Source organism: Modestobacter muralis (assembly GCF_010682105.1).
Classification (GTDB): domain Bacteria; phylum Actinomycetota; class Actinomycetes; order Mycobacteriales; family Geodermatophilaceae; genus Modestobacter; species Modestobacter muralis.
This window is the reverse complement of sequence record NZ_JAAGWH010000040.1, coordinates 1-21762: the sequence shown is the minus strand read 5'-3', so window position 1 is coordinate 21762 and position 21762 is coordinate 1. Positions and strand designations below refer to the sequence as shown.

Genomic DNA, 21762 nt, shown 5'->3' with positions numbered 1-21762 from the left:
CGACCGTGTTCGAGTACTTCCCCACCGGCCCCTACACCTGGAACCTCGGCGTCGTCGCGACGCTGAACTCCGGCGGGCTCATCGACGAGGTCGACCGCGCCTGCCGGCCGATCAAGGACGCCGCCAACGCCGGCGAGGACGCCGGGACCCCGGACTTCCTCCGCGCCTGGACCGCACTGACCGAGCAGCTGGTCGGCCAGGCCGAGGAGGCGGAGAAGGCCGGGCACACCCGCACGGCCGGGCAGCTGTACGCCCGCGCCACCAACTACCTCGCCCAGGCCGAGCGGATGCTCTCCCACGCCGACCCGGCCCGGGTGCCCAGCTACCGGCGGCTGCTGGAGCTGGCGCAGAAGGCCTTCGACCTGCACAGCCCCCGGGTCAGCCGGGTCGCCGTCCCCTACGAGGGCACCACCCTGCCGGCCTACTTCAGCCAGGCGCCGGCCACCGACGACGGGCCGGCACCGGTCATCGTGCTGGTCAACGGGCTGGACTCGACGAAGGAGCACATGTACTCGTCGGGGCACTGGGAGGAGCTGGCCGCCCGCGGCATCTCCTGCCTGATGCTCGACCAGCCCGGCACCGGCGAGGCGCTGCGGCTGCAGGGGCTCACCGCCCGCATCGACACCGAGGTGTGGGCCGGGGCGGCCGTCGACTGGCTGGAGACCCGTCCCGACGTCGACGCACGCCGGATCGGCATCACCGGCTGGTCGCTGGGCGGCTACTACGCCCCGCGCGCCGCGGCCTTCGAGAAGCGGTTCGCCCTCTGCGTCGCCTGGGGCGCCAACCACGACTGGGGCGCGGTGCAGCGTCGCCGCCGCGAGCGCGAGGGCGAGCGCCCGGTGCCGCACTACTGGAGCCACGTGCTGTGGGTGTGGGGCTTCGACGGCGACGAGGACCACCTCGACCCGTTCCTCGACTTCGCCGACGGGGTCAACCTCGACGGCGTCGTCGAGCGCATCACCGTGCCGTTCCTCATCGCGCACGGCGCCAACGACCGGCAGATCCCGCTCGCGATGGCGCACCGCTCCCACGAGCAGGCGGTGAACTCCCCGAAGGTCGAGCTGCGGGTCTTCACCCCCGAGGAGGGCGCGACCGAGCACATCGGCCTGGACCACCTGCCCCACGTGAGCACGTTCGTCGCCGACTGGGTCGCCGACACCTTCGCCGAGCTCGCCGCCCGGGACTGACCACCCGGTCCGGCCCGACCCCTCCAGACAGGAGCACCCCGTGCCCATGCTCTTCGTGACCCTGCCCGTGCAGGACCTGCCCGCCTCCCGGGCGTTCTACGAGGCCCTGGGCTTCAGCGTCAACCAGCACTCCTCCGACGAGCACACGGCCGCGGTCGTCCTCGACGACAACATCGTGGTCCGGCTCCTCGTCCGCGACGCGTTCGCCGACCTGGTCGCCGGCGACGTGGCCGACCCGGCGCATCACCCGACGGTGGTGCACAGCCTGACCGTGCCGGACCGGGCCGACGTCGACGAGCTGGTGGCGAAGGCGGTCGCCGCCGGCAGCCGGCCCGGGGTGCCGGCCCCCGAGGACGCGTCGACCCACACCGGCAGCTTCACCGACCCCGACGGCCACGCCTGGCAGGCCCTGTGGATGGACCAGCTGCACGTCGTCAACTGAGCAGCGCGGTCGACAGGCACAGCACGAGGAGGGGCGGCGGTCCGGTGGACCGCCGCCGACCAGCGCGGTCATCGTGGTGTCGGACGTGGAGTTCCTCGGTCGTGCCGGGTGGGTGGTGCGGGCCGCTGCGCGAGCGGGGGACGGGTCAGATCGCGGTCCGGCCGTACTGCTCGTCGGTGACCTGTTCGCCCCACGCGGTCTCCGGGCCGTCCTGCCCCTGCGCCAGTCCGTCCCAGACGGCCAGGTGCGTCATGACGTGCCCTGGCGCGGCGCCGTGCCCGGCACCGCACCCCGGCGCAGGGCGACGACCGGGGTGTCGCACGCCATCGCCTCGGTCATGACCATGCCGAACGGCTCCTCCCACTGGATGGGGAGGACCAGCGCGACCGCCCGCGCGAGGAGGTCGCGCTCGGCCGCAGTGCCGAAGGCGGTCACGTCCGGTCCGAGGCGGGGCTCCAAGAGCCCGGGCACCTCTCCGGCTCGCCACCCGGCGGTGTCCCACCGGGACCGCCTCGCCCCTCCGGGCGTCCTGCAGGCGGCCGGGCGCCACAGGTCCCGCCGGTCCGAGCCCTCGTCCTCTGCCCGGGGGCCCCGGACACCGCGAGCCTGAGGTCGTCCCTCACCGCCCGGACGACGCAGCGGGCGGCAGCCCACCGACCGGGAGACCCAGCCATGAGCACAGCCAGCCCGCACGTCCTGGTGACCGCCGCCAGCAGGCACGGCGCCACCGCGGAGATCGCCGAGCACCTGGCCCGCTGCCTGCAGGAGTCGGCGGCAGGCCGCAGTTGCGGGCTCGTCGCGGTGTCCGTGCCGGTCGAGAGACAGCCCGATCCGACCCGGTACGACGCGGTGGTGCTGGCCAGCGGGGTGTACGTGGGCCGGTGGCTCGAGCCGGCACGGCACTACGCCGCGGAGCACGCCGCAGCGCTGCGCACCCGGCCGGTCTGGCTGCTCAGCAGCGGCCCGATCGGCGATCCCCCGTTCCCCGGCGACGACCCGCACGACGCCGGGCCCCTCCAGGTGCTCGTGGGCGCACGGGCACACCGGGTCTTCGCCGGGCGCCTGGACCGGCAGCTGCTGGGCTTCGGGGAACGGGCGATGGTCGCCGCCCTGCGCGCGCCGGTCGGCGACTTCCGCGACTGGGACGCCCTGGGCGCCTGGGCCGGGGAGATCGCCGGGGAGCTGGCCGTCCTCGCTCTCGGTGCACCCCCGGTCCCGGTCACCTCACCGGGCTGACCGGGCGGCGTGCGGCTCCTCGCGGCCAGGTCGTCGGGCTCCCGGCCGGGTCCGAGGTCCCTGTCCGGTCCCACCCCTGGACCCTGGGGCGAAGGGGCGCCGCTGCCTACGGTCGAGACCAGGCCCCGTCACCGGGTGGGGTGTCCGGCAGGGAGGCAGTCGTGCGGGTCCAGGACGTCATGACCAGGTCGGTGACCACCGTCGCGCCGGACTCGTCGGCGAAGACGGCCGCGGAGGTGATGGCCACGGGTGGCTTCGCCGCCCTGCCCGTGCTCGACGCCGACCGCGCCCTCGTCGGGATCGTGGCCGAGGCCGACGTCCTCCGCAGCCGGCTCCCGCAGGACCCGCGGCTGCACCTGCGCCGCGCGGACGCCGTCACGCCGGTCCCCCCGCTCCTCGTCCGCGGGGTCATGACGACGCCGGTGCGGACCGTGCCGGCCACGGCCGACGTCGCCGACCTCGCCCACCTCTTCCTCGACGAGGGCCTGCGCAGCGTGCCGGTCCTCGACGGCGACCGCCTGGTGGGGATCGTCAGCCGCCGCGACGTCCTGCGGGCGCTGGGCCGACCGGACGAGGAGATCGCGCGGGAGGTCCGCCGCCTCGTCGAGTCCTACACCGGACGGGCGGACGGGTGGACCGTCGAGGTCAGCGAGGGCGTCGTGAGCCTCTCGGGCCGGGTCGCCCCCCGGCACGTGGCCGATCGGGACGGTGGTGGTCCCAGGCCCGGCACCGCCGAGGAGGACGACGCCGTCGAGGCCACCGCGGTCCGGACACTCGCCCGGACCGTCGCCGGCGTCGTCGCCGTCAGGACCGCGCCCGGCACCCCGACCGCGGCCGCGCCGACGGCGCCCTGACCCGGGCGCACCAGGCCGGCCGGGAGCACGGGAGCGGGCGGTGCCGTCCCGGCTCGCCGGTCGTGCGTGTCGGCGGCGGCGGGGCGGCGGCGAGGGCGCTGCTCAGGCCCGGCTGTCGACGGGCTCGTCCCGCGCCGGTGTCCGGAGCACCACGACGGCGCAGGGCGCGTGGGCGACGACGTTCTCGCTGACCGACCCCAGCAGCATCCCGGTGAAGCCGCCGTGCCCCCGGCTGCCCACGACCAGCAGCTCGGCCCCGACCGCAGCCTCGAGCAGGACCCCGGCGGAGTGGCCCTCGACGACGCGGCGGACCAGCGCGGTCGCCTCGTCCCCCAGTGCCTCCTTGACGGCGATGTCCTGGACGGCGTGGGCGTTGGTCTGCCAGTCGGTGCCGGCGTCGGCCAGGAATCCCCCGTAGGTGACCGGGAACTGCCAGGCGGTCACCGCCTCCACGACCGCGCCGGTGAGCGCGGCCTGCCTGACCGCCCACTGCAGGGCGACCTGGGACGCCGGTGACCCGTCGACCCCCACGACGATGCGCGGCTGGTGCTCGTGGGTCTCTGCTGCCGTCATCAGGTGCTCCTGCTCTCCTCCGGCCCCACGTCGGGACCACGCCCGGAGCCTGGGCCGGGTGGGTCCGCGGTCGCCAGGGAGGAAGGTCCCGGTGCCCGGGGCCGCTGGGCACACAGCTCCCGCCCGGGCGTCTTCCCCCCGTCGGCCCGGGATGGGACAGTCGGGCGACCCGACGGCCGGAGGCGCTGTGCCGCAGGACCTGCCCGACCCGGCGCCCCCGGTCCCCACCACGTCCCCGCAGACGGTGCAGCGGCTCTTCGACGCCTTCCTCGAGGTCTCCGCCGGCCTGGACCTCGAGGAGACGCTGCGGCACATCGTCGAGGCCGCCGTCGCGCTGATCGACGCGCAGTACGGGACGCTGGGCGTGCTCGACCGCGCCGGCGTGCTGGTGGCCTTCGTCCACGTCGGTCCCGACCCCGAGCCGTCGACCGGGGACCGGTCGCCGCCGGCGGAGGACGGGGAGACCGTCAGCTTCCTCAGCGTGCCGGTGACCAGCCGCGGGGAGACCCTCGGGCACCTGTACCTGACGGCCAAGCGCGACGCCCGGTTCAGCGCCGAGGACGACGTCGCGCTGACCGCACTGGCCGCCGCGGCCGGGGTGGCCGTCGCCAACGCCCGGCTGTACGAGGCCGCGGAGGTCAGCCGGGTCTGGCTCGCCGCCGTCACCGACGTGCGGACGGCGCTGCTGCAGGGCCGGTCACCGCAGGACGTGCTCGACGTCGTCGTCGACCGCGTGTCCGTGCTCACCGGCGCCACCGCTGCCTTCCTGCTGCACGGCCCGACCGGCGCCGACGGCACCTACGCACTGCGGGCCTTCACCGGTGCCGCGCCGCAGGACCTCCCCGGGGTGCAGCTGGACGAGCGCGCCGGCCTGGTGCTGCAGGCGGTGGCCGAGGCCGGTCACGTCGTCCTGCTGGACATGACCGGGCCGGCGTGCGCCGGCGCCGTCGACGAGGCGCGGTGGGGTCCGTGCATCGCGGTGCCGCTGCGCAGCGCGGTCACCGGCGGGTCGGTCGTCCTCGCCCTGCGCCGGGCCGGGGCACCGCCCTTCGACGCCGGGCTCGCCGCCCTGGTCAGCGCCTTCGCCGACCAGACCGGCCTCGCCCTGGACCTGGCCGCCCGGCAGCAGGTGGTCCGCCGCACCGACGTGACCGAGGACCGTGACCGGATCGCCCGGGACCTGCACGACCACGTCATCCAACGGGTCTTCGCCGCGGGCCTGAGCCTGCAGAGCGCGCTCCCCCGCATCGACGACGCCGAGGCCGTCAGGCGGGTCCGCTCGGCGGTCGAGCAGCTCGACGAGACCGTGCGCGACATCCGCACCACGATCTTCGACCTGCACACCTCCGACAGCGCCCGCGACGGCGACAGCCTCCGCCGCCGGCTCCTCGACATCGTCACCGAGACCGCCGGTGTCGAGCTGCGACCCACCGTGCGGATGTCGGGTGCGGTGGACGCCCTGGTCACCGGGGAGCTCGCCGCCGACGTGGAGGCCGTCGTCCGGGAGGGGGTCAGCAACGCGGTGCGGCACGCGCACGCGAGCGCGGTGACCGTGACCCTCGACGTCACCACCGACGTCCTGGTGGAGGTCGTGGACAACGGCCGGGGCATCGACCCGGGAGCGCCGCGCAGCGGACTGCGCAACCTCGAGGAACGCGCCCGCCGGTGCAGCGGGACGGTCTCGGTCGTGTGCCTGGAGGACGGCGGGACGCGCCTGCGCTGGCTGGCCCCGCTCCCGGGCTGAGCGGCTCAGTGCCCCGGTGACCGGCCCGACGCCGGCGCCTTCAGCTCGGTGGAGAGGATCGCCGCCTGCGTGCGGCGCTCCATGCCCAGCTTGGCCAGCAGGTGGGACACGTAGTTCTTGACCGTCTTCTCGGCCAGGAACATCCGCTCCCCGATCTGCCGGTTGGTCAGGCCCTCCCCGATCAGGTCCAGGACGGTGCGCTCCTGGTCGCTGAGGCCGGCCAGCGGCCCGGCCGGCTCGGTGGCCCGCCGCATCCGGGCCAGCACCGCCGCGGTGGCGGCCGGGTCCAGCAGCGACCCGCCGGCGGCGACCGTGCGCACCGCGGTGATCAGGTCCTGGCCGAGGATCTGCTTGAGCAGGTAGCCGGCGGCCCCGGCCATGATCGCCTGGAAGAGCGCCTCGTCGTCGCTGTAGCTGGTCAGCATCACCACGCCCAGGTCCGGCAGCTGCGCACGCAGGTCACGGCACACCGTCACCCCGTCCCCGTCGGGCAGCCGGACGTCCAGGACGGCGACGTCCGGGCGCAGAGCCGGGACGCGGCTCATCGCCTCCGCGGCGTTCTTGGCCTCACCGATGACGGTGATGTCCGGGTCGCCGGTGAGGACGTCGGCGACCCCCCGCCGGACCACCTCGTGGTCGTCGAGGAGGAAGACCCGGATCGGGGACGGTGCGCTGCTGCTCATGACGCTCCTCGGCTGCGCCGAGCCCACCGCTGACTGCGGGGGCGCCGGACGCGGCAGCTGCCCCGCACGCTAGTCGCCGGACCGCGGTCGCTGGGGGTCCCGGGACGGGCCGCCGGCCACGTGCCGGTACGGGCAGCGCCCCGGTTGGTCAGCGCGGGTCACCGTGCCGACGCCGCGTGGACCAGCGGGGACCGGTCCGGCAGCTGCCGGACCGCGGGACGCACGACCAGCACCGGGCACGGCGCGTGCACCACGCAGTGCAGCGCCACCGAGCCGAACACCAGCCCGCGGAACTCACCGCGCCCCCGGCTGGCGACCACGAGGAGGTCCGCGTCGGCCGCCTGCTCGACCAGCACCGCACCGGCCGGGCCGGTCAGGGAGAGCCGCCGGACGTCCGGGTGGTCACCGGCGGAGGTGACGAGCAGCTCACCGAGCTGGTCCCCCATGACCCGCAGCGCACCCTCGTGCACCTGCTGCAGGGCCGCTGCGGCCTGCGGGCCGGAGGCGTCACCCCACGGGTCGGTGACGTCGTGGGCGCGCACCGCCGTCACCGACCCGGCCGGGCCGGCCTCGGTCATCGCCGCGGTGAGCGCGGCGGCCGACCGTGCCGACCCGTCGACGCCCACGACCACCCGGGCGGCCGCCCCCGGCTCGGTCCAGCGGCCGGGCAGTGGGACGACGACGACGGGGCACTCCGCGGCGCTGACGCTGTGCAGGGCGACCGAGCCGAGCAGGGCGCTGCGCACCTCGCCGTGGCCCCGGGACCCGACGACGAGCAGGTCGGCGTCCGCGGACCGCCGGACCAGCTGAGCGGCGGCCGGGCCGGGCTCGACGTGCAGACTCACCGGGACGTCCCGGACCGCCGCGTCGCCGTCCCGGACGGCGTCCAACGCCGCCCTGGCCCGGGCCCGGGTGTCGTCGCGCACGACGTCGAGAGCGCCCGGGCCGACGGAGTCGGGGCTGCTCCAGGCGGCGACCGTCGGGTACGCGGCCAGCACGCTGACCTCCGCCCCCCGGACGAGCGCCCAGCGCATCGCCCACCGCAGGGCGGTCAGGGAGGCGGGTGAGCCGTCGACCCCCACCAGGACCCGCAGTGCCGGGTCGGTGTCGGTCGGACCGACGGTGTCCTGGAGCTGTGCGTCCACGGGGACCTCCTCAGCAGGCGCCGGCCACGCGACCGGTCGTCACGTCGAGCCTCCCGCCGGGCCTCGCCGCCCGAGCGGGTCCGACGACCCGGCAGGACGCGCCATTGGTCCCGGGCGGGATCAGCGGCGTGCGTGCAGCGCCCGGACCAGCAGGACGCCGGCGGCGGGGAGGAGCGCGGGAGCCACCCCGAACGCGGTCTCGGCGAGGCTGATCCGCTCGGTGCCCAGCAGGTCCGCCAGCACGGGCAGCAGCACGGCGGCCGCCAGCAGCACCAGGTTCGCGGCCACGGCGACCGGCAGCCACGGCACGCCGGCACCCCGGGTGGTCCAGGCGCCGGCGGGACGCAGCGCCAGGGCCAGCGCCAGCTGCCCGACGGCCAGGGTGATGAACAGCTGGGTCTGCCAGGGCCCGTCGGCCGCCGACGAGGAGGCCGCCACGGCGAGGCAGACCGCGGCGAGGGCGAGGCCGTTGCCGACCAGCTGGACGACGAGCGCCCGGTCGAGCACGCCGGCGGCGGGGTCGCGCGGCGGGCGGCGCAGCACGTCCGGCGACGCGGGCTCACCGCCCATGGCCACCCCGACCGGGCCGTGGGTGAGCAGGTTGATCCACAGGACCTGGGCCGGCAGCAACGGGAGCGCCAGCCCCAGGAACGGCCCGGCCAGCATGACCAGCACCTCGCTCAAGCCCCCGGCCAGGCCGTAGCCGACGAAGCGCCGGACGTTGTCGAAGACCCGCCGACCCTCGGCGACGGCGGCGGTGACCGTGGCCAGGCTGTCCCCGACCAGCACGAGGTCGGCGGCCTCCTTGGCCACCTCGGTGCCCCGCTGGCCCATCGCCACGCCGATGTCGGCGGCGCGCAGCGCGGGGGCGTCGTTCACCCCGTCCCCGGTCATGGCGACCACGTGGCCGGACGCCTGCCAGCGACCGACCAGGTCCAGCTTGCCGGCGGGCTCGACGCGGGCGAAGACCCGGTCGCCCGCCGGGTGGTCGGCGTCGACGATGCCCACCTGCCGGGCCACCGCCGCGGCGGTGCCGGCGTGGTCGCCGCTGACCAGCACGACGTCGATCCCCGCCCGGTGCAGCGCGGTGACCGCGGCGGTGGCCTCGGGGCGCACCGGGTCGGCGAAGGTGACCAGGCCCAGGAGCACCCCGTCCGCGGTCACCGCGAGCACCCGCCCGCCGACCGCCGCCCAGCCGTCGGAGACCCGCTGCGCCGCGGCCTGCCCGGGCAGGCCCGGGAGCAGGACCTCGGGCGCGCCCTTGGCGAGCACGGTGGAGCTCCCGTCCCGCCGCCGGTGCACCGTGGACATCCGCCGGGTGACGGCGTCGAAGGGCTCGGCGGACACCCGCGGGAAGTCCCGGCGCAGCCCCGCGACGTCCACGCCGCCGTCCCGGGCGGCCCGGACCAGCGCGGTCTCGGTGTCCGCGGTGCCCTCGGCCCCGTCCGGGCCGGCGCCGGAGGGGTCGGCGTCGTTGCACAGCGCCGCAGCGGAGAGCACGGCGCGGGTGGCCGCGGGGTACGGGCCCGACGCCAGCGGGAGGTCACCGTCGGCCGGCGTCCAGACCCGGTCGGCGCGCATGGCGCCGGCGGTCAGCGTCCCGGTCTTGTCGGTGGCCAGCAGGGTCACCGAGCCCAGCGTCTCGACCGCCGGCAGGGACCGGACGACGGCACCGCGGCGCCCCATCCGGCCCGCCCCGGCCGAGAGCGCCAGCGTCACGACGGCGGGCAGGGACTCCGGGACGGCGGCCACGGCCAGGGCCACGGCGGCCACCAGGGTCGTCTCCCACGGCTGGCCGCGGAGCAGCCCCGAGGCGATGAAGAACAGGCACGCCACCGCCACCGCGAGGGAGATCTGCCGGCCCAGGACGGCCAGCCGGCGCTGCAGCGGGGTCAGCGGGGACCGGTGGCCGGTGACCAGCAGGGCGACCTGACCGATCGCGGTGTGCGTCCCGGTCGCGACGACGACGGCGGTGCCGGAGCCGGCGAGCACCGTGCTGCCGGCGTGCACCATGCCCGTGCGGTCGGCCATCGGGGCCGGTCCGGGTGACGTCACCGTCGCGTCCCGGGCACTGGGCTGGGACTCACCGGTCAGCAGTGCCTCGTCCACCTGCAGCCGCACCGAGGTGAGCAGCCGGGCATCGGCGCCGACCACGTCCCCGGCGGACACCTGCAGCAGGTCACCGCGCACGAGCTCGCGGGTGGGCACCCAGGAGTCGGCGCCGTCCCGGGTCACCCGGGCGGTGGGTGCGACCAGGGCGTCCAGGGCCCGGACCTCGCGCAGCGCCCGGCGCTCCTGGACCACACCCAGGACGGTGTTGACGGTGACCACCAGCACGATGACGGCGGTGTCGACGAGGTCACCGGTGACCGCCGTCAGGACTGCGGCCGCGAGCAGCACCAGGACGAGCGTGTCGCGCAGCTGGCCCACGACCGAGCGCCAGAGCGGGGCCGGCGGGTGCATCGGCACCTCGTTGGGCCCGTCGTGGTCCAGCCGGGTGGCCACCGTGCCGGCGTCCAGGCCGCGCACCGGGTCGACGCCCTGCTGACCGGCGACCTCGGCCGGCGACAGCGCCCAGGCCGGGCGCCCGTCGCGGGACGCCGGACCGGTCGGCGCCGCGTCGACGAGCGTCACGACGGTCCGTCCAGGGGAGCCGGCCGGCCCGGCATCTCAGCGGGCGCCGGGCGCGGAGGCGACGAAGGCGCAGCTGCCGGCGTGGTCCTGCGGTTCCTGACAGACCCGGCCGGTGTGCAGGTCGGTCATGCCGCAGTGGCCGAGCGCGGCCGCCGACTCCTCGATGCTGGGGTTGTGCAGGTCCTGCCGGTCGGGCGCGGGGGCCTGGTGCGGTGCGGAGCTGGTCATCGGGTCCTCGGATCTGGGGGACGGGAGCGGACCGGGTCGGCGCGGACGTCCGAGAGCGGGCCGGAGGGGCACCGGGCTCCCTCCTGACCCAGCCTCCCGGCGGGCGGGACGCCGAGGCAGGGACGTCGGTCCCTGTCCCGGCGCCGGAGGTCCCGGGCCGGCACGTGCCGCACCGGCCGGGGAGGAGTCGACCGTCCGGTCAGGTGAGGACCTTCGCCCCCGTCCTCCGGCCCCGGCGGAGGACAGAGTCGGGCCATGACCCTGGTCGACCTCGCAGCGCCGCCCACCGTCGACCCCTACCCGGTCGAGGAACTCGAGCTGGACCTGCGCTGGTGGGCCGCGGCCAACTACCTGACGGTCGGCCAGATCTACCTCGCCGACGACGCCCTGCTCGACCGGCCGCTGACCCACGCCGACGTCAAGCCCCGGCTCCTCGGCCACTGGGGCACCAGCCCAGGGCTCTCCGCGCTCTACGTCCAGCTCAACCGGCTCATCCGGCGGACCGGCACCCCGTGCCTCTACGTCGCCGGCCCCGGCCACGGCGGGCCCGCGCTGGTGGCCAACACCTGGCTGGAGGGCACTTACAGCGAGCTGTACCCGGCGATCGGCCCGGACGCCGCCGGGGTCCGGGCGCTCTTCCGGCAGTTCTCCACCCCCGGCGGCATCTCCAGCCACGTCGGCGTGGCGACGCCGGGCAGCGTCCACGAGGGCGGGGAGCTCGGCTACGCGCTGGTGCACGCCGCGGGTGCGGCCTTCGACCACCCCGACCTGCTGGTGGCCTGCGTGGTCGGCGACGGCGAGGCCGAGACCGGTCCGCTGTCCGGTTCGTGGAAGGTCCCGGCGTTCCTCGACGCCCGCCGCGACGGCGCCGTCCTGCCGGTGCTGCACCTCAACGGCTACAAGATCAGCAGCCCGACGGTGTGGGGCCGCTCGTCGGACGAGGAGGTCTGCAGCTACCTGGCCAGCCAGGGCTGGGCGCCGGTGGTCGTCTCCGGCGACGACCCGCGGCTGGTGTTCACCGACCTGGAGGCCGCGCTGCGCGGTGCACACGAGCGGATCGCGGAGATCCAGGCCCGTGCCCGCTCCGGTGGGGAGGACCTGCGCCCGGGGTGGCCGGCGATCGTGCTGCGCACCCCCAAGGGCTGGACCGGCCCGGCCGTCGTCGACGGCGTGCAGGTCGAGGGCACGTCCCGGGCACACCAGGTGCCGCTGTCAGGCGTGCAGACCGACGACGCCCACCTCGCCCTGCTGGAACGGTGGCTGCGCTCCTACTCCCCCGAGCTGCAGTTCACCGCCGAGGGCCGGCTGGCGCCGGAGCTGGCCGCCCTCGCCCCGGACGGCGACCTGCGGATGGGCTCCACCCCGTACGCCAACGGCGGCCGCCTCCGCCGTCCGCTGGACCTGCCGGTGCTCGCCGGCTACGCCGTCGACGTGCCCAGCCCCGGGACGACGTCGGTGGAGACGACCCACCCCCTCGGCGAGCTGCTCGCCGAGGTCTACCGGCGGACGACGACCCCCGACGGCGGCGGCGACTTCCGGCTGTTCTGTCCCGACGAGACCGCGAGCAACCGGCTGCAGTCGGTGTTCGAGGTGACCGACCGCTGCCTGCAGGCCGAGGTGCTGCCCACCGACGACCACCTCTCCCCGCACGGGCGGGTGATGGAGGTGCTGAGCGAGCACCTGTGCGAGGGCTGGCTGGAGGGCTACCTGCTCACCGGTCGGCACGGCATGTTCGCCACCTACGAGGCCTTCGCGATGGTCAGCGCCTCGATGGTGGTCCAGCACGTGAAGTGGCTGCAGCACGCCGCCGACGTGCCGTGGCGAGCGCCGGTCTCCTCCCTGACGATCCTGCTGACCTCCACCTGCTGGCGCAACGACCACAACGGGTTCAGCCACCAGGGCCCGGGCCTGATCGACGCGGTGATCCCGCTGTCACCGGCGATCGTGCGGGTGTGGCTGCCGCCGGACGCCAACTGCCTGCTGTCGGTGGCCGACCACTGCCTGCGCAGCACCGACCACGTCAACCTGCTGGTCGCGGACAAGCAGCAGCACCTGCAGTACCTGACCCTGGCCGAGGCCGCCGTCCACTGCGCGGCCGGCGCCTCGGTGTGGGAGTGGGCCGGCACCGAGTCCGACGACGGCTCGGCGCCTGACGTGGTGCTCGCCGCCGCCGGCGACGTCCCAACATTGGAGGTGCTGGCCGCCGCCGAGCTGCTGCGCCGGGAGGTGCCGTGGCTGCGGGTGCGGATGGTCAACGTGGTGGACCTGATGGGCCTGCTGCCCCCCGACGTGCACCCGCACGGGTTCACCCCCGAGCACTTCCGCGAGCTGTTCACCGACGACGCCGAGGTGGTGTTCGCCTTCCACGGCTACCCGCGCGCGGTGCACTCCCTGCTGCACGGCCGCCCGGGCGCCGGCCGCTTCCACGTCCGCGGCTTCGAGGAGCAGGGGACGACGACGACGCCCTTCGACATGGTCGTGCTGAACCGGATGAGCCGGTACCACCTGGTGCTCGCCGCGCTCGAGCACGCCCGGCGCACCCCCGAGCACGGTGCGGCCCTGGCCGCCCACTGCCGGGAGATGCTGCTGCGGCACGAGGACCACATCCGCGAGCACTTCGAGGACATGCCCGAGGTCCGCGACTGGAGCTGGTCGGGATGAGGGGCGCGGTGGTCCTGTCGGTCAACCCCGGCTCCCGCTCGCTGAAGGCGGCCGCGCACGACGGCTCGGGTGCGCGGCTGTGGGCCCACCGGGTGCCCCGGCCGACCGCGGACCCCGGCAGTGCGGTGGCCGAGATCGTGCGGCGGCTGGCCTCGGCGGGGCTGACCGTCTCGGCGGTGGCGCACCGCGTGGTGCACGGCGGACCGGTGCACGTCGCGCCCGAGCGGATCGACGACGAGCTGGTCGCGGACCTGCGGCGGCTGGTCGACTTCGCACCGCTCCACCTGCCCGGTGACCTGGACTCGATCGAGGCGGCCCGGGCCCGGTGGCCCGACGTCCCGCACGTGGCGTGCTTCGACACCGCGTTCCACGCCACCCTGGCACCCGCGGCCCACCGGCTGCCGGTGCCCGACGGCGTGACCGCGCTGGGGGTGCGCCGCTACGGCTTCCACGGCCTGTCGGTGCAGCACGTCGTCGACACCGTGCCGGGGCTGGGCCGGGCGGTGGTGGCGCACCTCGGCGGCGGTTGCAGCGTGACGGCGGTGTCCGGTGGCCGGTCGGTGCAGACGTCGATGAGCTTCTCCCCCACCGGCGGGCTGCCCTCGGTCAGCCGGAGCGGTGACCTCGACCCCGAGGTGCTGCTGTTCCTCCTGGACCGGGGCTGGACAGCTGCGGACCTGCGCGGCCTGGTCGACCGGTCCTCGGGGCTGGCCGGCATGAGCGGTGGGGTGACCGACGTGGCCGAGCTGACCGCCCGGGCCGCCGCGGGCGACCCGGACTGCCGGCTGGCGCTGGAGGTGTTCACCACCGCGGTCGCCACGACCGTCGCGGGCTACACCGCGGTGCTGGGCGGACTGGACACCCTGGTCTTCAGCGGCGGCATCGGCGAGCACTCCGCCCCGGTCCGCGCCGCGGTCACCGACCGGCTCCGGCACCTGGGCGTCCTGGTCCACCCGACCGCGCCGGTGCCCGGCGACGTCAGCCGGCACGGCGCCCCGGTGCGCACCCTGGTGGTGACCGCCGACGAGGAACGGGTGATGGACCGGGCGGCCCGGGAGCTGCTCGCCCCGGCCCTGCGGGCACCTGCCCTGTCGGCTGCGGCACCGGGAGGGGCGGGCGCACCCGGCGTCCGCGGTCGACCGGTGGGCTGACCCGTCCGGCCCGGGACAGGTCAGCCGGTGGGCGCCTGCCCGGCGGCCGCCTGGGCGGCGGAGTCGCTGCGTGCCTGCTGGACCCGCTGGGTCACGGGACCGAAGTCGGCCGCGGAGGGCTCCGCTGCCCCGACCTGCCGGTGGATGCAGCGGACCAGCGCCCGCACCTCACCGATCAGCTCCTCGCTGTCGGTGTCCGCGGCGTAGTCGTGCGCGGCCATCTCGGAGGAGATCTGGTCCGCGCGCCGGGCCGCGATCAGCAGGATGGCCCCCTGCATGGCGGCCAGGCAGCTGAGGATCAGGTTGAGCAGGATGAAGGGGTAGGGGTCGAAGCCGGTGCCCCGGTTGCCGACCATCCACCCGGCCAGGAACACCAGCGCCGTGAACACGAAAGTCCACGAGCCCATCCCGTTGCGCAGCCGGTCGGCGGCCCGTTCGCCGAGGGTGAGCTCCCCGCCGCTGCGCACCCCGGGGTGGCGCCTCGTGCGGGTCGGGCGTCTGCGGTGGTGCGCCGGCGGGAGGGTCATGCCCAGCACGGTAGGACCCGGTGCGGCGGGTCCCCGCCGACGGCCGGGAGCCGGGCAGGGCAGGAGGTCCCGCCGGGCAGCGCCCGGTGACCCTGGGGTCCGTCCCGGGTGGTTCCTACGCTGACGGGGGACCCTGTCCCGACGGACGTCGGGGACCGTCCCACGATCCGCCCGACCACAGGAGACGACCAGCTGGCATGGAGTGCCCCGACGCCGGCCGTGCGGCCTGATGACCTGGACCGGGAGCAGACGCCTGCTGGACGTGCTGGACGGCGCCGAGTGCCGGCGGCTGCTGGGCACGGCCAGCGTGGGGCGGATCGCCTTCACCGAGGGCGCCATGCCCACGATCCAGCCGGCGTCGTACGCGCTGCGCGGGGACGACGTGGTCATCCCGACCGGGCTCGGCAGCAAGATGGCCGCCGGCAGCCGCGGGGCCGTGCTGGCCTTCGAGGTCGACGAGTACGACCTCGTCGAACGCACCGGCTGGAGCGTCACCGTGATCGGCCCCTCCCGCCTGGTGATCGACCCCGGGCAGGTCGCGGCGCTGGACGCGCTGGGCGTGCACCCGTGGCTGCCCACGACGACGCACGGCTACATCGCCCTGCACATGACCGTGGTCAGCGGCCGGCGGATCACCTCCCCCTGACCCGCGGGCAGGCACCCGCGGGGGCCGATCTGCCTGCGGTCACTGCTGCCCCGTGGTCGAGCAGCTGGGCCGGCCGGGCACGCACGACCCTCGGCCCTCCCGAGCGGGACGTTCTGCCCTCCCCCGGCCCGCCCGCCGACGGCAGTGTCGGCACATGACCCGGGCGCCCGTCCCTGCACCGTGCCGGTGCCGGGTGGACCCGACCGGTCGCCGTCCCGCGAGGCCACCTCCGCACGGTCACGCCGGTCGACCGGACCCGTACCGACCATGCCCCACCTGAGGAGCACCGATGAGCACGCACACCCCCTCCGTCGTCGTCGGGGTCGACGGCTCGGAACCGGCTGCCGACGCCGCCCGCGCCGCCGCGCACGAGGCGGCGCGCCGCAGACTGCCGCTGCGGCTGGTCCGGGCCTTCCACTGGCCCGCCGGCGAGCTGTCCGGACTGCCGCTGGACCTCGACGCCAGCGCCGCCTCGCGCCGGAGCGCCAACGCCGACCTGGCGCGGCTGCGGACCTCCCTGGCCGACGTGCTGCCGGAGTGGCAGATCGGCGCCGAGCTGCTCGACGGGCGGCCCGAGACGGCGCTGTGCCAGGCGGTCGGCGAGGACGACCTCCTGGTCGTGGGGGCCAGCGGGCTCACCTGGGGGCCGGGCAGCGCGATGGGCTCGGTCGCCGAGGTCGTCGCTGCCCGGGCACCGTGCCCGGTGCTGGTCCACCGCACCCCGAACGCGCTGGACTGGCGGCGCCGCGGTGTGGTGGTCGGTATCGACGGCGGCGCGGGCAGCGTGGCCGTCCTCGACGCCGCCGCGACCGAGGCCGGCCAACGCGGCGAGCCCCTGCACGTCGTCCACGCCTGGCGTCAGCTGACCGAGGACGCCGTCCTCGCGCTGCGCTGGCGGCTGGACGCGGAGACCAGCGCCGGCGCGGAGACCGCAGCGGTCGCACCGCTCGTCGCTGCGCTGCGCAGTCGCCACCCCGACCTGGCCATCGACCTCACGGTCGAGCGGGGCCGGGCCGGCAAGGTGCTCGTCCAAGCAGCCGCGACGGCCACGCTGGTGGTCGTGGGCCGGCGCGACGTCGACGCCGGGGGCCCCGGGGCCACCGTCCACTCGGCCCTCCACCGGGTCGAGGTGCCGGTGCTCGCCGTGCCCGTCCCCACGACGGTCGGGGCGTCCAGCCGCCGGGCCGTGGCTGCCGTCGCCGCCCCGATCGTGGTCTGAGAGCACCGGGCACCAGCACAGGAGGGGCGGACCGCACGATCGCGGTCCGCCCCTCCTGTGCTGCGCCGGCGTCAGCGGGTGGTGAGCACCTCGGCGACCGGACGTCGCCCGGTCGCCGATCCGGCCACCGACGGCCAGCCGAGCCGCAACAGCATCTGCGGGTGACCCACCAGGGACAGCTCCACCTGCAACCGGGTGCGCGTCGCCGGCCAGTCGAGTGCCTGGGTCATCGGGGCCGCGGAGAGCCCAGCTGCGGTGAGCCGGAGCAGCACGCGCCCCAGGGCCCGGCCGGCCTGCACCCACGCCGTCCGGTCGTCGCCCATCGTCCCCAGGAGCAGCACGGTCGGCCGCTCCACGGACGGCGGCGGGTCGTCGTCGGCGACCGGCGCCCGGGGCCGCGGGGTCCGCCGGCCGACGAGGAAGTCCCGCCCCGGCCAGTTCGTCGAGCGGGTGGCGGGGTGGTCGGCCGGCACCGCGCCCACCGGGATGCCGTCGACGGCCTGCGGGTCCGTGCGGAGCCAGGCCTCCAGCTCGGCCCGGTAGGCCGGGTCGCCCCGTTCGGCCTCCTCGGCCCGCTGGAGCAGGACGACGGTGACGAGCTCGGCGTCGGCACCGCTCAGCTCGGAGACCCAGACGCCGTGCTCACCTGCCTCGCGCTGGACCCGGTCGAACAGCCCGGCGGGGACCTCCTGCGGCAGGAAGGGGTCACGGGTGGTGTGGCGGTCCCCGATGGCCGCGGCCAGGGAGGCGTCGTCCGCGTCGGCCGGCCGGTCCCCCAGCACGCGGAGGGTCGCGAGGTGGTCGGGGTCGCCGGGGTCGGGGCCGACGTCGACCGCGACCTGCCGGCCCGCGGCGCGCAGCGCCACGGCGGCGAACTCCACGGCGGCGCCGCAGCTGATGACCTGCTGCCGGTGGCTCGGGTCCAGCACCGGCAGGGAGCGGTCCGGGTCGTAGTGCACCTCCAGCCGGTCGGCGGACGCGGTGAAGCGCCACGGCTGGGTGTTGTGGATCGACGGTGCCCGCGTCGCGGCGGTCACCACCTCCTGCCAGTCCTGCACGTCGACCACGGCTCCTCCTCGTCGGTCCGGCGCCCGGTCGCTGCTGTCCGCCCTCGTCCGGGCGGTGCGAGTGGGCACCTCCCCAGACTGCGGCAGCCCCCTCCTGGCCCCCAGGGCCCGAGGTCCCGCGTGCACAGCCCGCAGTGCCCTGCCGCCCGGCCGGCCCCGCACCTTGCGCCGGGCAGGTGACAGGTCGACGCCCGAGACCCGGGCGGGGGCACCGCCGGGCGGTCCCGGCTCGTGCGGGTGGCCGCCGGTCAGCCGCGGCGGCCGAACAGCCGCCACCGACGGCGCGCCGGTGGCGACGGGACGGGCGGGAGGGGCTGGGCCGTGGGCACGACGGTCGCCCTGGTGGCCCCGGTGCGCAGGGCATCCTGGAGCCGGGACTCGGCGAGGTGGTGCTGGACCCCGTCGGCGCTGCCGTGGTGCCCCCGGGCGGCGACGTCGTGCCGCGCCTCCCACTCCGCGCTGAGCTTCTCCGCGCGGGACATCGGCAGCGGGTCCGGGCGGCCGCCCCTTCCGGTCCCCTCAGAGTGCGGTCCTCGGTGCTCTGCTGCGGTCACGACGGTCCTCCCCTGGCGCGCGAGTGCCTGCCCCCTGACGGTCCCCCCGGTCGCGGCGCACGCGCGAGGGCGCTACGGCACGGCCACCGGGGACCAAGGGCCCCGACCCGCCGGCCGGAGGGCCGGGCACGGTCCGGCTCCTCGGCCGCCCGGGGCCAGGTGCCCCCGCCAGGGGGGACGTTGGCCCCTGCTCCTGGCCGCACCCGCCGAGGAGCCTCGGTGCCGACACGCCGCCGCGCACCGCCCGGTGCGCCCGAGTCGACCAGGAGTGCGCCATGAAGGCCGCCGTCGTCACCGAGTTCGGTGCCCCGCTCCAGATCACCGACCTGCCGGTCCCCGAGCCCGGCCCCGGCCAGGTGCTGGTCCGCATGGAGACCAGCGGGCTCTGCCACACCGACATCCACGCCGCCCACGGCGACTGGCCGGTACGGCCCACGCCGCCGTTCGTGCCCGGCCACGAGGGCGTCGGGACGGTGGAGCGGCTCGGCGAGGGCGTGACCACCCGCTCGATCGGCGAGCGGGTCTCGATCGCCTGGCTCGGCTCTGCGTGCGGCGCGTGCCGGTACTGCATCAGCGGCTGGGAGACCCTGTGCGAGGAGCAGGTCAACTCCGGCTACTCGGTCGACGGGGCGTTCGCCGAGTACGCCACCGTCGCGGCTGCCTTTGCCACCCCCGTCCCGGACGCCGTGTCCAGCATGGACGCCGCACCGCTGAGCTGCGCGGGCGTCACCACCTACAAGGCGATCAAGGTCGCGCGCGTCGCCCCGGCCGAGACGGTCGCCGTGTTCGGCATCGGCGGCCTCGGTCACCTGGCGCTGCAGTACGCCCGCATCGCCGGCGGGTTCGTCGTCGCCGTCGACGTGCAGGACGACAAGCTGGCCATGGCCCGCGAGCTGGGCGCCGACGAGGTGGTGAACGCTGCCACCGCCGACCCGGTGGCCGCGATCCAGGCACTCGGTGGCGCCGACGTCGCGGTCGCGCTGGCCGCCTCGCCGGAGTCCTTCGACCAGGCGTACCGGTCGCTGCGTCGCGGTGGACGGCTCGTCTGCGTCGCCCTGCCGGCCGACGGCGTGATGTCGGTGCCGATCTTCGACATGGTGCTGACGGGCAAGACCGTCATCGGCTCGATCGTCGGCACCCGGAACGACCTGGCCGACGTCTTCGCCCTGCACGCGGCCGGCCGCACCACGGTCATCACGGTCGACCGCAAGCTCGACGACGTCAACGAGGCGATGGCCGACGTCCTGTCCGGCCACGTCCCCGCCCGCGTCGTCTTCCAGTTCTGACCACCCGGGCGTCCGGGCCGGGACCGCGGGCAGGCACGGGACCGGGCGACGGAGCGGTCGTCCTCGCGGTCGGGCGACCGCACCCGCCGTGCGCACCGCGACCGCCCCGCGCCGTGCCCTCGTCCAGTCCATGGGGCTACGTTCGAGTCCTGAGCCGCCACGCCGCTCACCTGGTGGCCGCGGGATCGGCGACCCCACCCTCTCGGGGAGCCGGTCGTGTCCGCCACCTCACCCACCACCCCAGCCGCCGTCACGCAGGGCGCTGACCGGACGGTCCCCCTGACCTCGTCGCCGGCGCAGCCGGGGGGCAGTCTCCTCGGCCCACGCACGCGGCGTCCCCCTCCCGCCTCCCCTCCACCCCCTCCGTCCGCGTCCATCGCCCGGGTCGAACGGGCGCAGCCCCAGCCGCCTCCGTTCCCGTTCCTCCCCCCGACGGTGGCTCCCCTCCGGGCGACGCACGACGCGCACCTGGCCGCGTCGACCCGCCGTCGGCACCAGCGCCTGGAGCTCGTGCTCGCCGTCCGCCGGGCCGAGCGCGGCTCCCCCACGACCCGGGTGCGACCTCCGGCTGTCCACGACGCCGGGTCCACCCCACCCCCTGACCCAGGAGCGTCCTTGCCCGACCACCAGCACGTGTCCCACCTCGCCGACCGACGACGCGCGTGGCGTCTGCCCGCCATCGAGAGCTCGCTCCCGGCCCTGCGCCGGGAGCTGGGAGCCCACCTCAGCACCAGCACGCTGTCCGCGGACGAGACGTACGACCTGGTCCTGTCGGTGTCCGAGGCCGCCAGCAACGCCGTCGAGCACGCCCAGGACCCCCGCGCCCCCTTCTTCGACGTCACCGCCGAGGTCGAGGGGAGGACGGTCACGGTCACCGTGCAGGACCGCGGTCGGTGGCTCCCGCCGACGGCGGCCCCGTTCCGCGGACGCGGCCTGGCGATGATGCGCCTGCTGACCGACACCACCGTGGACACCGACGCCGAGGGCACCACCGTCACCATGCGCAAGCCCAGCGCCCCGCCCGCGCCCGAGCGGCCGAGGCTGGCCTCGTAGCCCGGGCGCCGTCGATAGCCGACGGCTCGGGGGGCGACGTCGGAGAGCGGCCCGAACGGCACGCCGGTGCCCTAGGCTCGCGCCGTTCGGAACGGTGGGGGGACCGGGACCGTCGGAGCCAGCCGCGACGAGGACGAGGACCGGATGACCGACGAGGACCACGTGCCCGGGTACCTGCTCCGGACCTGCGGGTGACCGACCAGCTCACGCCCGGTGGGTGGCTGGCACCCGGCACTCCGGTCGACCTCACCAACTGCGAGCGGGAGCCCATCCACGTCCCGGGCAGCATCCAGCCGCGCGGCGTGCTGCTGGCCGTCAGCGAACCGGACATGGTGGTCCGCCAGGTGTCCCGCAACCTCGCCGACGTGGTGGGCGTGGCCTGGGACGACGCGCTCGGCCGCCCGCTGGCGGAGGTGCTGGGCGCCGGCCCGGCCGAGGCCGTCCTCCGTTCGGCCAGCGCCTTCGGGGAGCTGCGGGAACGCAACCCCGTGGAGGTGGTGCTCGACCGCGACGGGACGCCGGTCCCCGTGGACGCGATCCTGCACCGCGACGTGCTGGCCTCCCCCGTGACCGGACGCAGACGTCGCGGGTCGCCCTCCGCTCGTGACCCGGGCCCGGGCTCCCCGTCGACGGGCACCCTGGTCGTCGAGCTCGAACCGGCGTCCGGCCCACGGCCGTTCAGCTTCCCGAACACCTACCAGGCGGTCCGCGGCGCGATCGGCGACCTCAACCGGGCCTCGGACCTGCAGGAGCTCTACGACATCACCGCCACCGCGGTGCGCACGCTGACCGGCTTCGACCGGGTGATGGTCTATCGCTACGACGCCGACTACAACGGCGAGGTCGTCGCTGAGGCCAAGCTGCCGGAGCTC

Annotated in this window: 20 protein-coding genes and 1 pseudogene; 12 read left to right on the top strand and 9 right to left on the bottom strand. The window is 76.1% G+C overall.

Going from position 1 to position 21762, the window contains the following annotated elements; genetic code table 11:
- Window positions 1-5 precede the first annotated feature (5 nt).
- Together GCU67_RS14195 and GCU67_RS14190 are read left to right on the top strand one after the other, a co-directional pair.
- Complete coding sequence (locus GCU67_RS14195; protein WP_163611871.1) at window positions 6-1187, top strand: alpha/beta fold hydrolase; 1182 nt, start codon at window positions 6-8, stop codon at window positions 1185-1187.
- A 46-nt stretch (window positions 1188-1233) separates the two neighbouring features.
- Window positions 1234-1629, top strand: coding sequence for a VOC family protein (locus GCU67_RS14190; protein ID WP_211661405.1), 396 nt, complete (start codon window positions 1234-1236; stop codon window positions 1627-1629).
- Between the two features lie 249 nt (window positions 1630-1878).
- On the opposite strand, the gene GCU67_RS14180 is transcribed toward GCU67_RS14190, so the two are convergent.
- On the bottom strand, window positions 1879-2064 hold the full coding sequence (locus tag GCU67_RS14180) for a glycosyltransferase (protein WP_163611869.1): 186 nt from the start codon (window positions 2062-2064) through the stop codon (window positions 1879-1881).
- Window positions 2065-2301: 237 nt separating this feature from the next.
- Between GCU67_RS14180 and GCU67_RS14175 the strand changes: the two genes are divergently transcribed.
- Together GCU67_RS14175 and GCU67_RS14170 are read left to right on the top strand one after the other, a co-directional pair.
- Entirely contained in the window at window positions 2302-2865 is a 564-nt protein-coding gene (locus tag GCU67_RS14175; RefSeq protein ID WP_163611868.1) for a flavodoxin domain-containing protein, read from the top strand.
- Window positions 2866-3044: 179 nt separating this feature from the next.
- The gene (locus GCU67_RS14170; protein ID WP_163621136.1) at window positions 3045-3719 is read left to right on the top strand and encodes a CBS domain-containing protein; all 675 of its coding nucleotides are present in this window, start codon (window positions 3045-3047) and stop codon (window positions 3717-3719) included.
- Window positions 3720-3821: 102 nt separating this feature from the next.
- Here GCU67_RS14170 and GCU67_RS14165 read toward each other — a convergent pair whose 3' ends face one another.
- Window positions 3822-4292 carry a universal stress protein gene (locus GCU67_RS14165; protein ID WP_163611866.1) on the bottom strand — a complete coding sequence of 157 codons (471 nt, stop codon included), beginning with the start codon at window positions 4290-4292 and terminating at the stop codon, window positions 3822-3824.
- A gap of 187 nt (window positions 4293-4479) precedes the next feature.
- Between GCU67_RS14165 and GCU67_RS14160 the strand changes: the two genes are divergently transcribed.
- Entirely contained in the window at window positions 4480-6036 is a 1557-nt protein-coding gene (locus tag GCU67_RS14160; protein ID WP_163611865.1) for a GAF domain-containing protein, read from the top strand.
- Between the two features lie 5 nt (window positions 6037-6041).
- Here GCU67_RS14160 and GCU67_RS14155 read toward each other — a convergent pair whose 3' ends face one another.
- The 4 genes from GCU67_RS14155 to GCU67_RS14140 all read right to left on the bottom strand — a co-directional run bounded on the left by GCU67_RS14155 (window position 6042) and on the right by GCU67_RS14140 (window position 10726).
- Window positions 6042-6719, bottom strand: a complete 678-nt coding sequence (locus GCU67_RS14155; RefSeq protein WP_163611864.1) for a response regulator — start codon at window positions 6717-6719, stop codon at window positions 6042-6044.
- Between the two features lie 158 nt (window positions 6720-6877).
- Window positions 6878-7864 (bottom strand): universal stress protein, encoded by a 987-nt coding sequence (locus GCU67_RS14150; RefSeq protein ID WP_163611863.1) that lies wholly within the window; start codon window positions 7862-7864, stop codon window positions 6878-6880.
- Between the two features lie 120 nt (window positions 7865-7984).
- Window positions 7985-10498 (bottom strand): HAD-IC family P-type ATPase, encoded by a 2514-nt coding sequence (locus tag GCU67_RS14145; protein ID WP_163611862.1) that lies wholly within the window; start codon window positions 10496-10498, stop codon window positions 7985-7987.
- Window positions 10499-10534: 36 nt separating this feature from the next.
- Window positions 10535-10726 (bottom strand): hypothetical protein, encoded by a 192-nt coding sequence (locus GCU67_RS14140; RefSeq protein WP_163611861.1) that lies wholly within the window; start codon window positions 10724-10726, stop codon window positions 10535-10537.
- Between the two features lie 255 nt (window positions 10727-10981).
- On the opposite strand from GCU67_RS14140, the gene GCU67_RS14135 reads away from it, so the two are divergent.
- A complete protein-coding gene (locus GCU67_RS14135) occupies window positions 10982-13387 on the top strand; it encodes a phosphoketolase family protein (RefSeq protein ID WP_163611860.1) in 2406 nt (801 codons plus the stop codon).
- A complete protein-coding gene (locus GCU67_RS14130) occupies window positions 13384-14538 on the top strand; it encodes an acetate/propionate family kinase (protein WP_163611859.1) in 1155 nt (384 codons plus the stop codon). The genes GCU67_RS14135 and GCU67_RS14130 overlap by 4 nt, the downstream gene beginning before the upstream one ends.
- Before the next feature lie 20 nt (window positions 14539-14558).
- On the opposite strand, the gene GCU67_RS21420 is transcribed toward GCU67_RS14130, so the two are convergent.
- Window positions 14559-15065: a DUF1003 domain-containing protein gene (locus GCU67_RS21420; RefSeq protein ID WP_211661399.1), complete on the bottom strand. Its 507-nt coding sequence runs from the start codon at window positions 15063-15065 to the stop codon at window positions 14559-14561.
- 229 nt (window positions 15066-15294) lie between these two features.
- Here GCU67_RS21420 and GCU67_RS14120 point away from each other — a divergent pair, with 229 nt between their 5' ends.
- On the top strand, window positions 15295-15711 hold the full coding sequence (locus GCU67_RS14120) for a pyridoxamine 5'-phosphate oxidase family protein (protein ID WP_211661398.1): 417 nt from the start codon (window positions 15295-15297) through the stop codon (window positions 15709-15711).
- Between the two features lie 289 nt (window positions 15712-16000).
- Window positions 16001-16930 (top strand): universal stress protein, encoded by a 930-nt coding sequence (locus GCU67_RS14115; protein WP_163611858.1) that lies wholly within the window; start codon window positions 16001-16003, stop codon window positions 16928-16930.
- Between the two features lie 71 nt (window positions 16931-17001).
- On the opposite strand, the gene GCU67_RS14110 is transcribed toward GCU67_RS14115, so the two are convergent.
- Window positions 17002-17997: an Acg family FMN-binding oxidoreductase gene (locus tag GCU67_RS14110; RefSeq protein ID WP_163611857.1), complete on the bottom strand. Its 996-nt coding sequence runs from the start codon at window positions 17995-17997 to the stop codon at window positions 17002-17004.
- 248 nt (window positions 17998-18245) lie between these two features.
- Entirely contained in the window at window positions 18246-18479 is a 234-nt protein-coding gene (locus tag GCU67_RS14105) for a hypothetical protein (RefSeq protein WP_163611856.1), read from the bottom strand.
- A gap of 347 nt (window positions 18480-18826) precedes the next feature.
- Between GCU67_RS14105 and GCU67_RS14100 the strand changes: the two genes are divergently transcribed.
- The 3 genes and pseudogenes from GCU67_RS14100 to GCU67_RS14090 all read left to right on the top strand — a co-directional run.
- On the top strand, window positions 18827-19837 hold the full coding sequence (locus GCU67_RS14100; RefSeq protein WP_163611855.1) for a zinc-dependent alcohol dehydrogenase: 1011 nt from the start codon (window positions 18827-18829) through the stop codon (window positions 19835-19837).
- A 615-nt stretch (window positions 19838-20452) separates the two neighbouring features.
- Window positions 20453-20890 carry an ATP-binding protein gene (locus tag GCU67_RS14095; protein WP_163611854.1) on the top strand — a complete coding sequence of 146 codons (438 nt, stop codon included), beginning with the start codon at window positions 20453-20455 and terminating at the stop codon, window positions 20888-20890.
- 191 nt (window positions 20891-21081) lie between these two features.
- Window positions 21082-21762: pseudogene (locus GCU67_RS14090) on the top strand (SpoIIE family protein phosphatase); the annotation flags it as partial.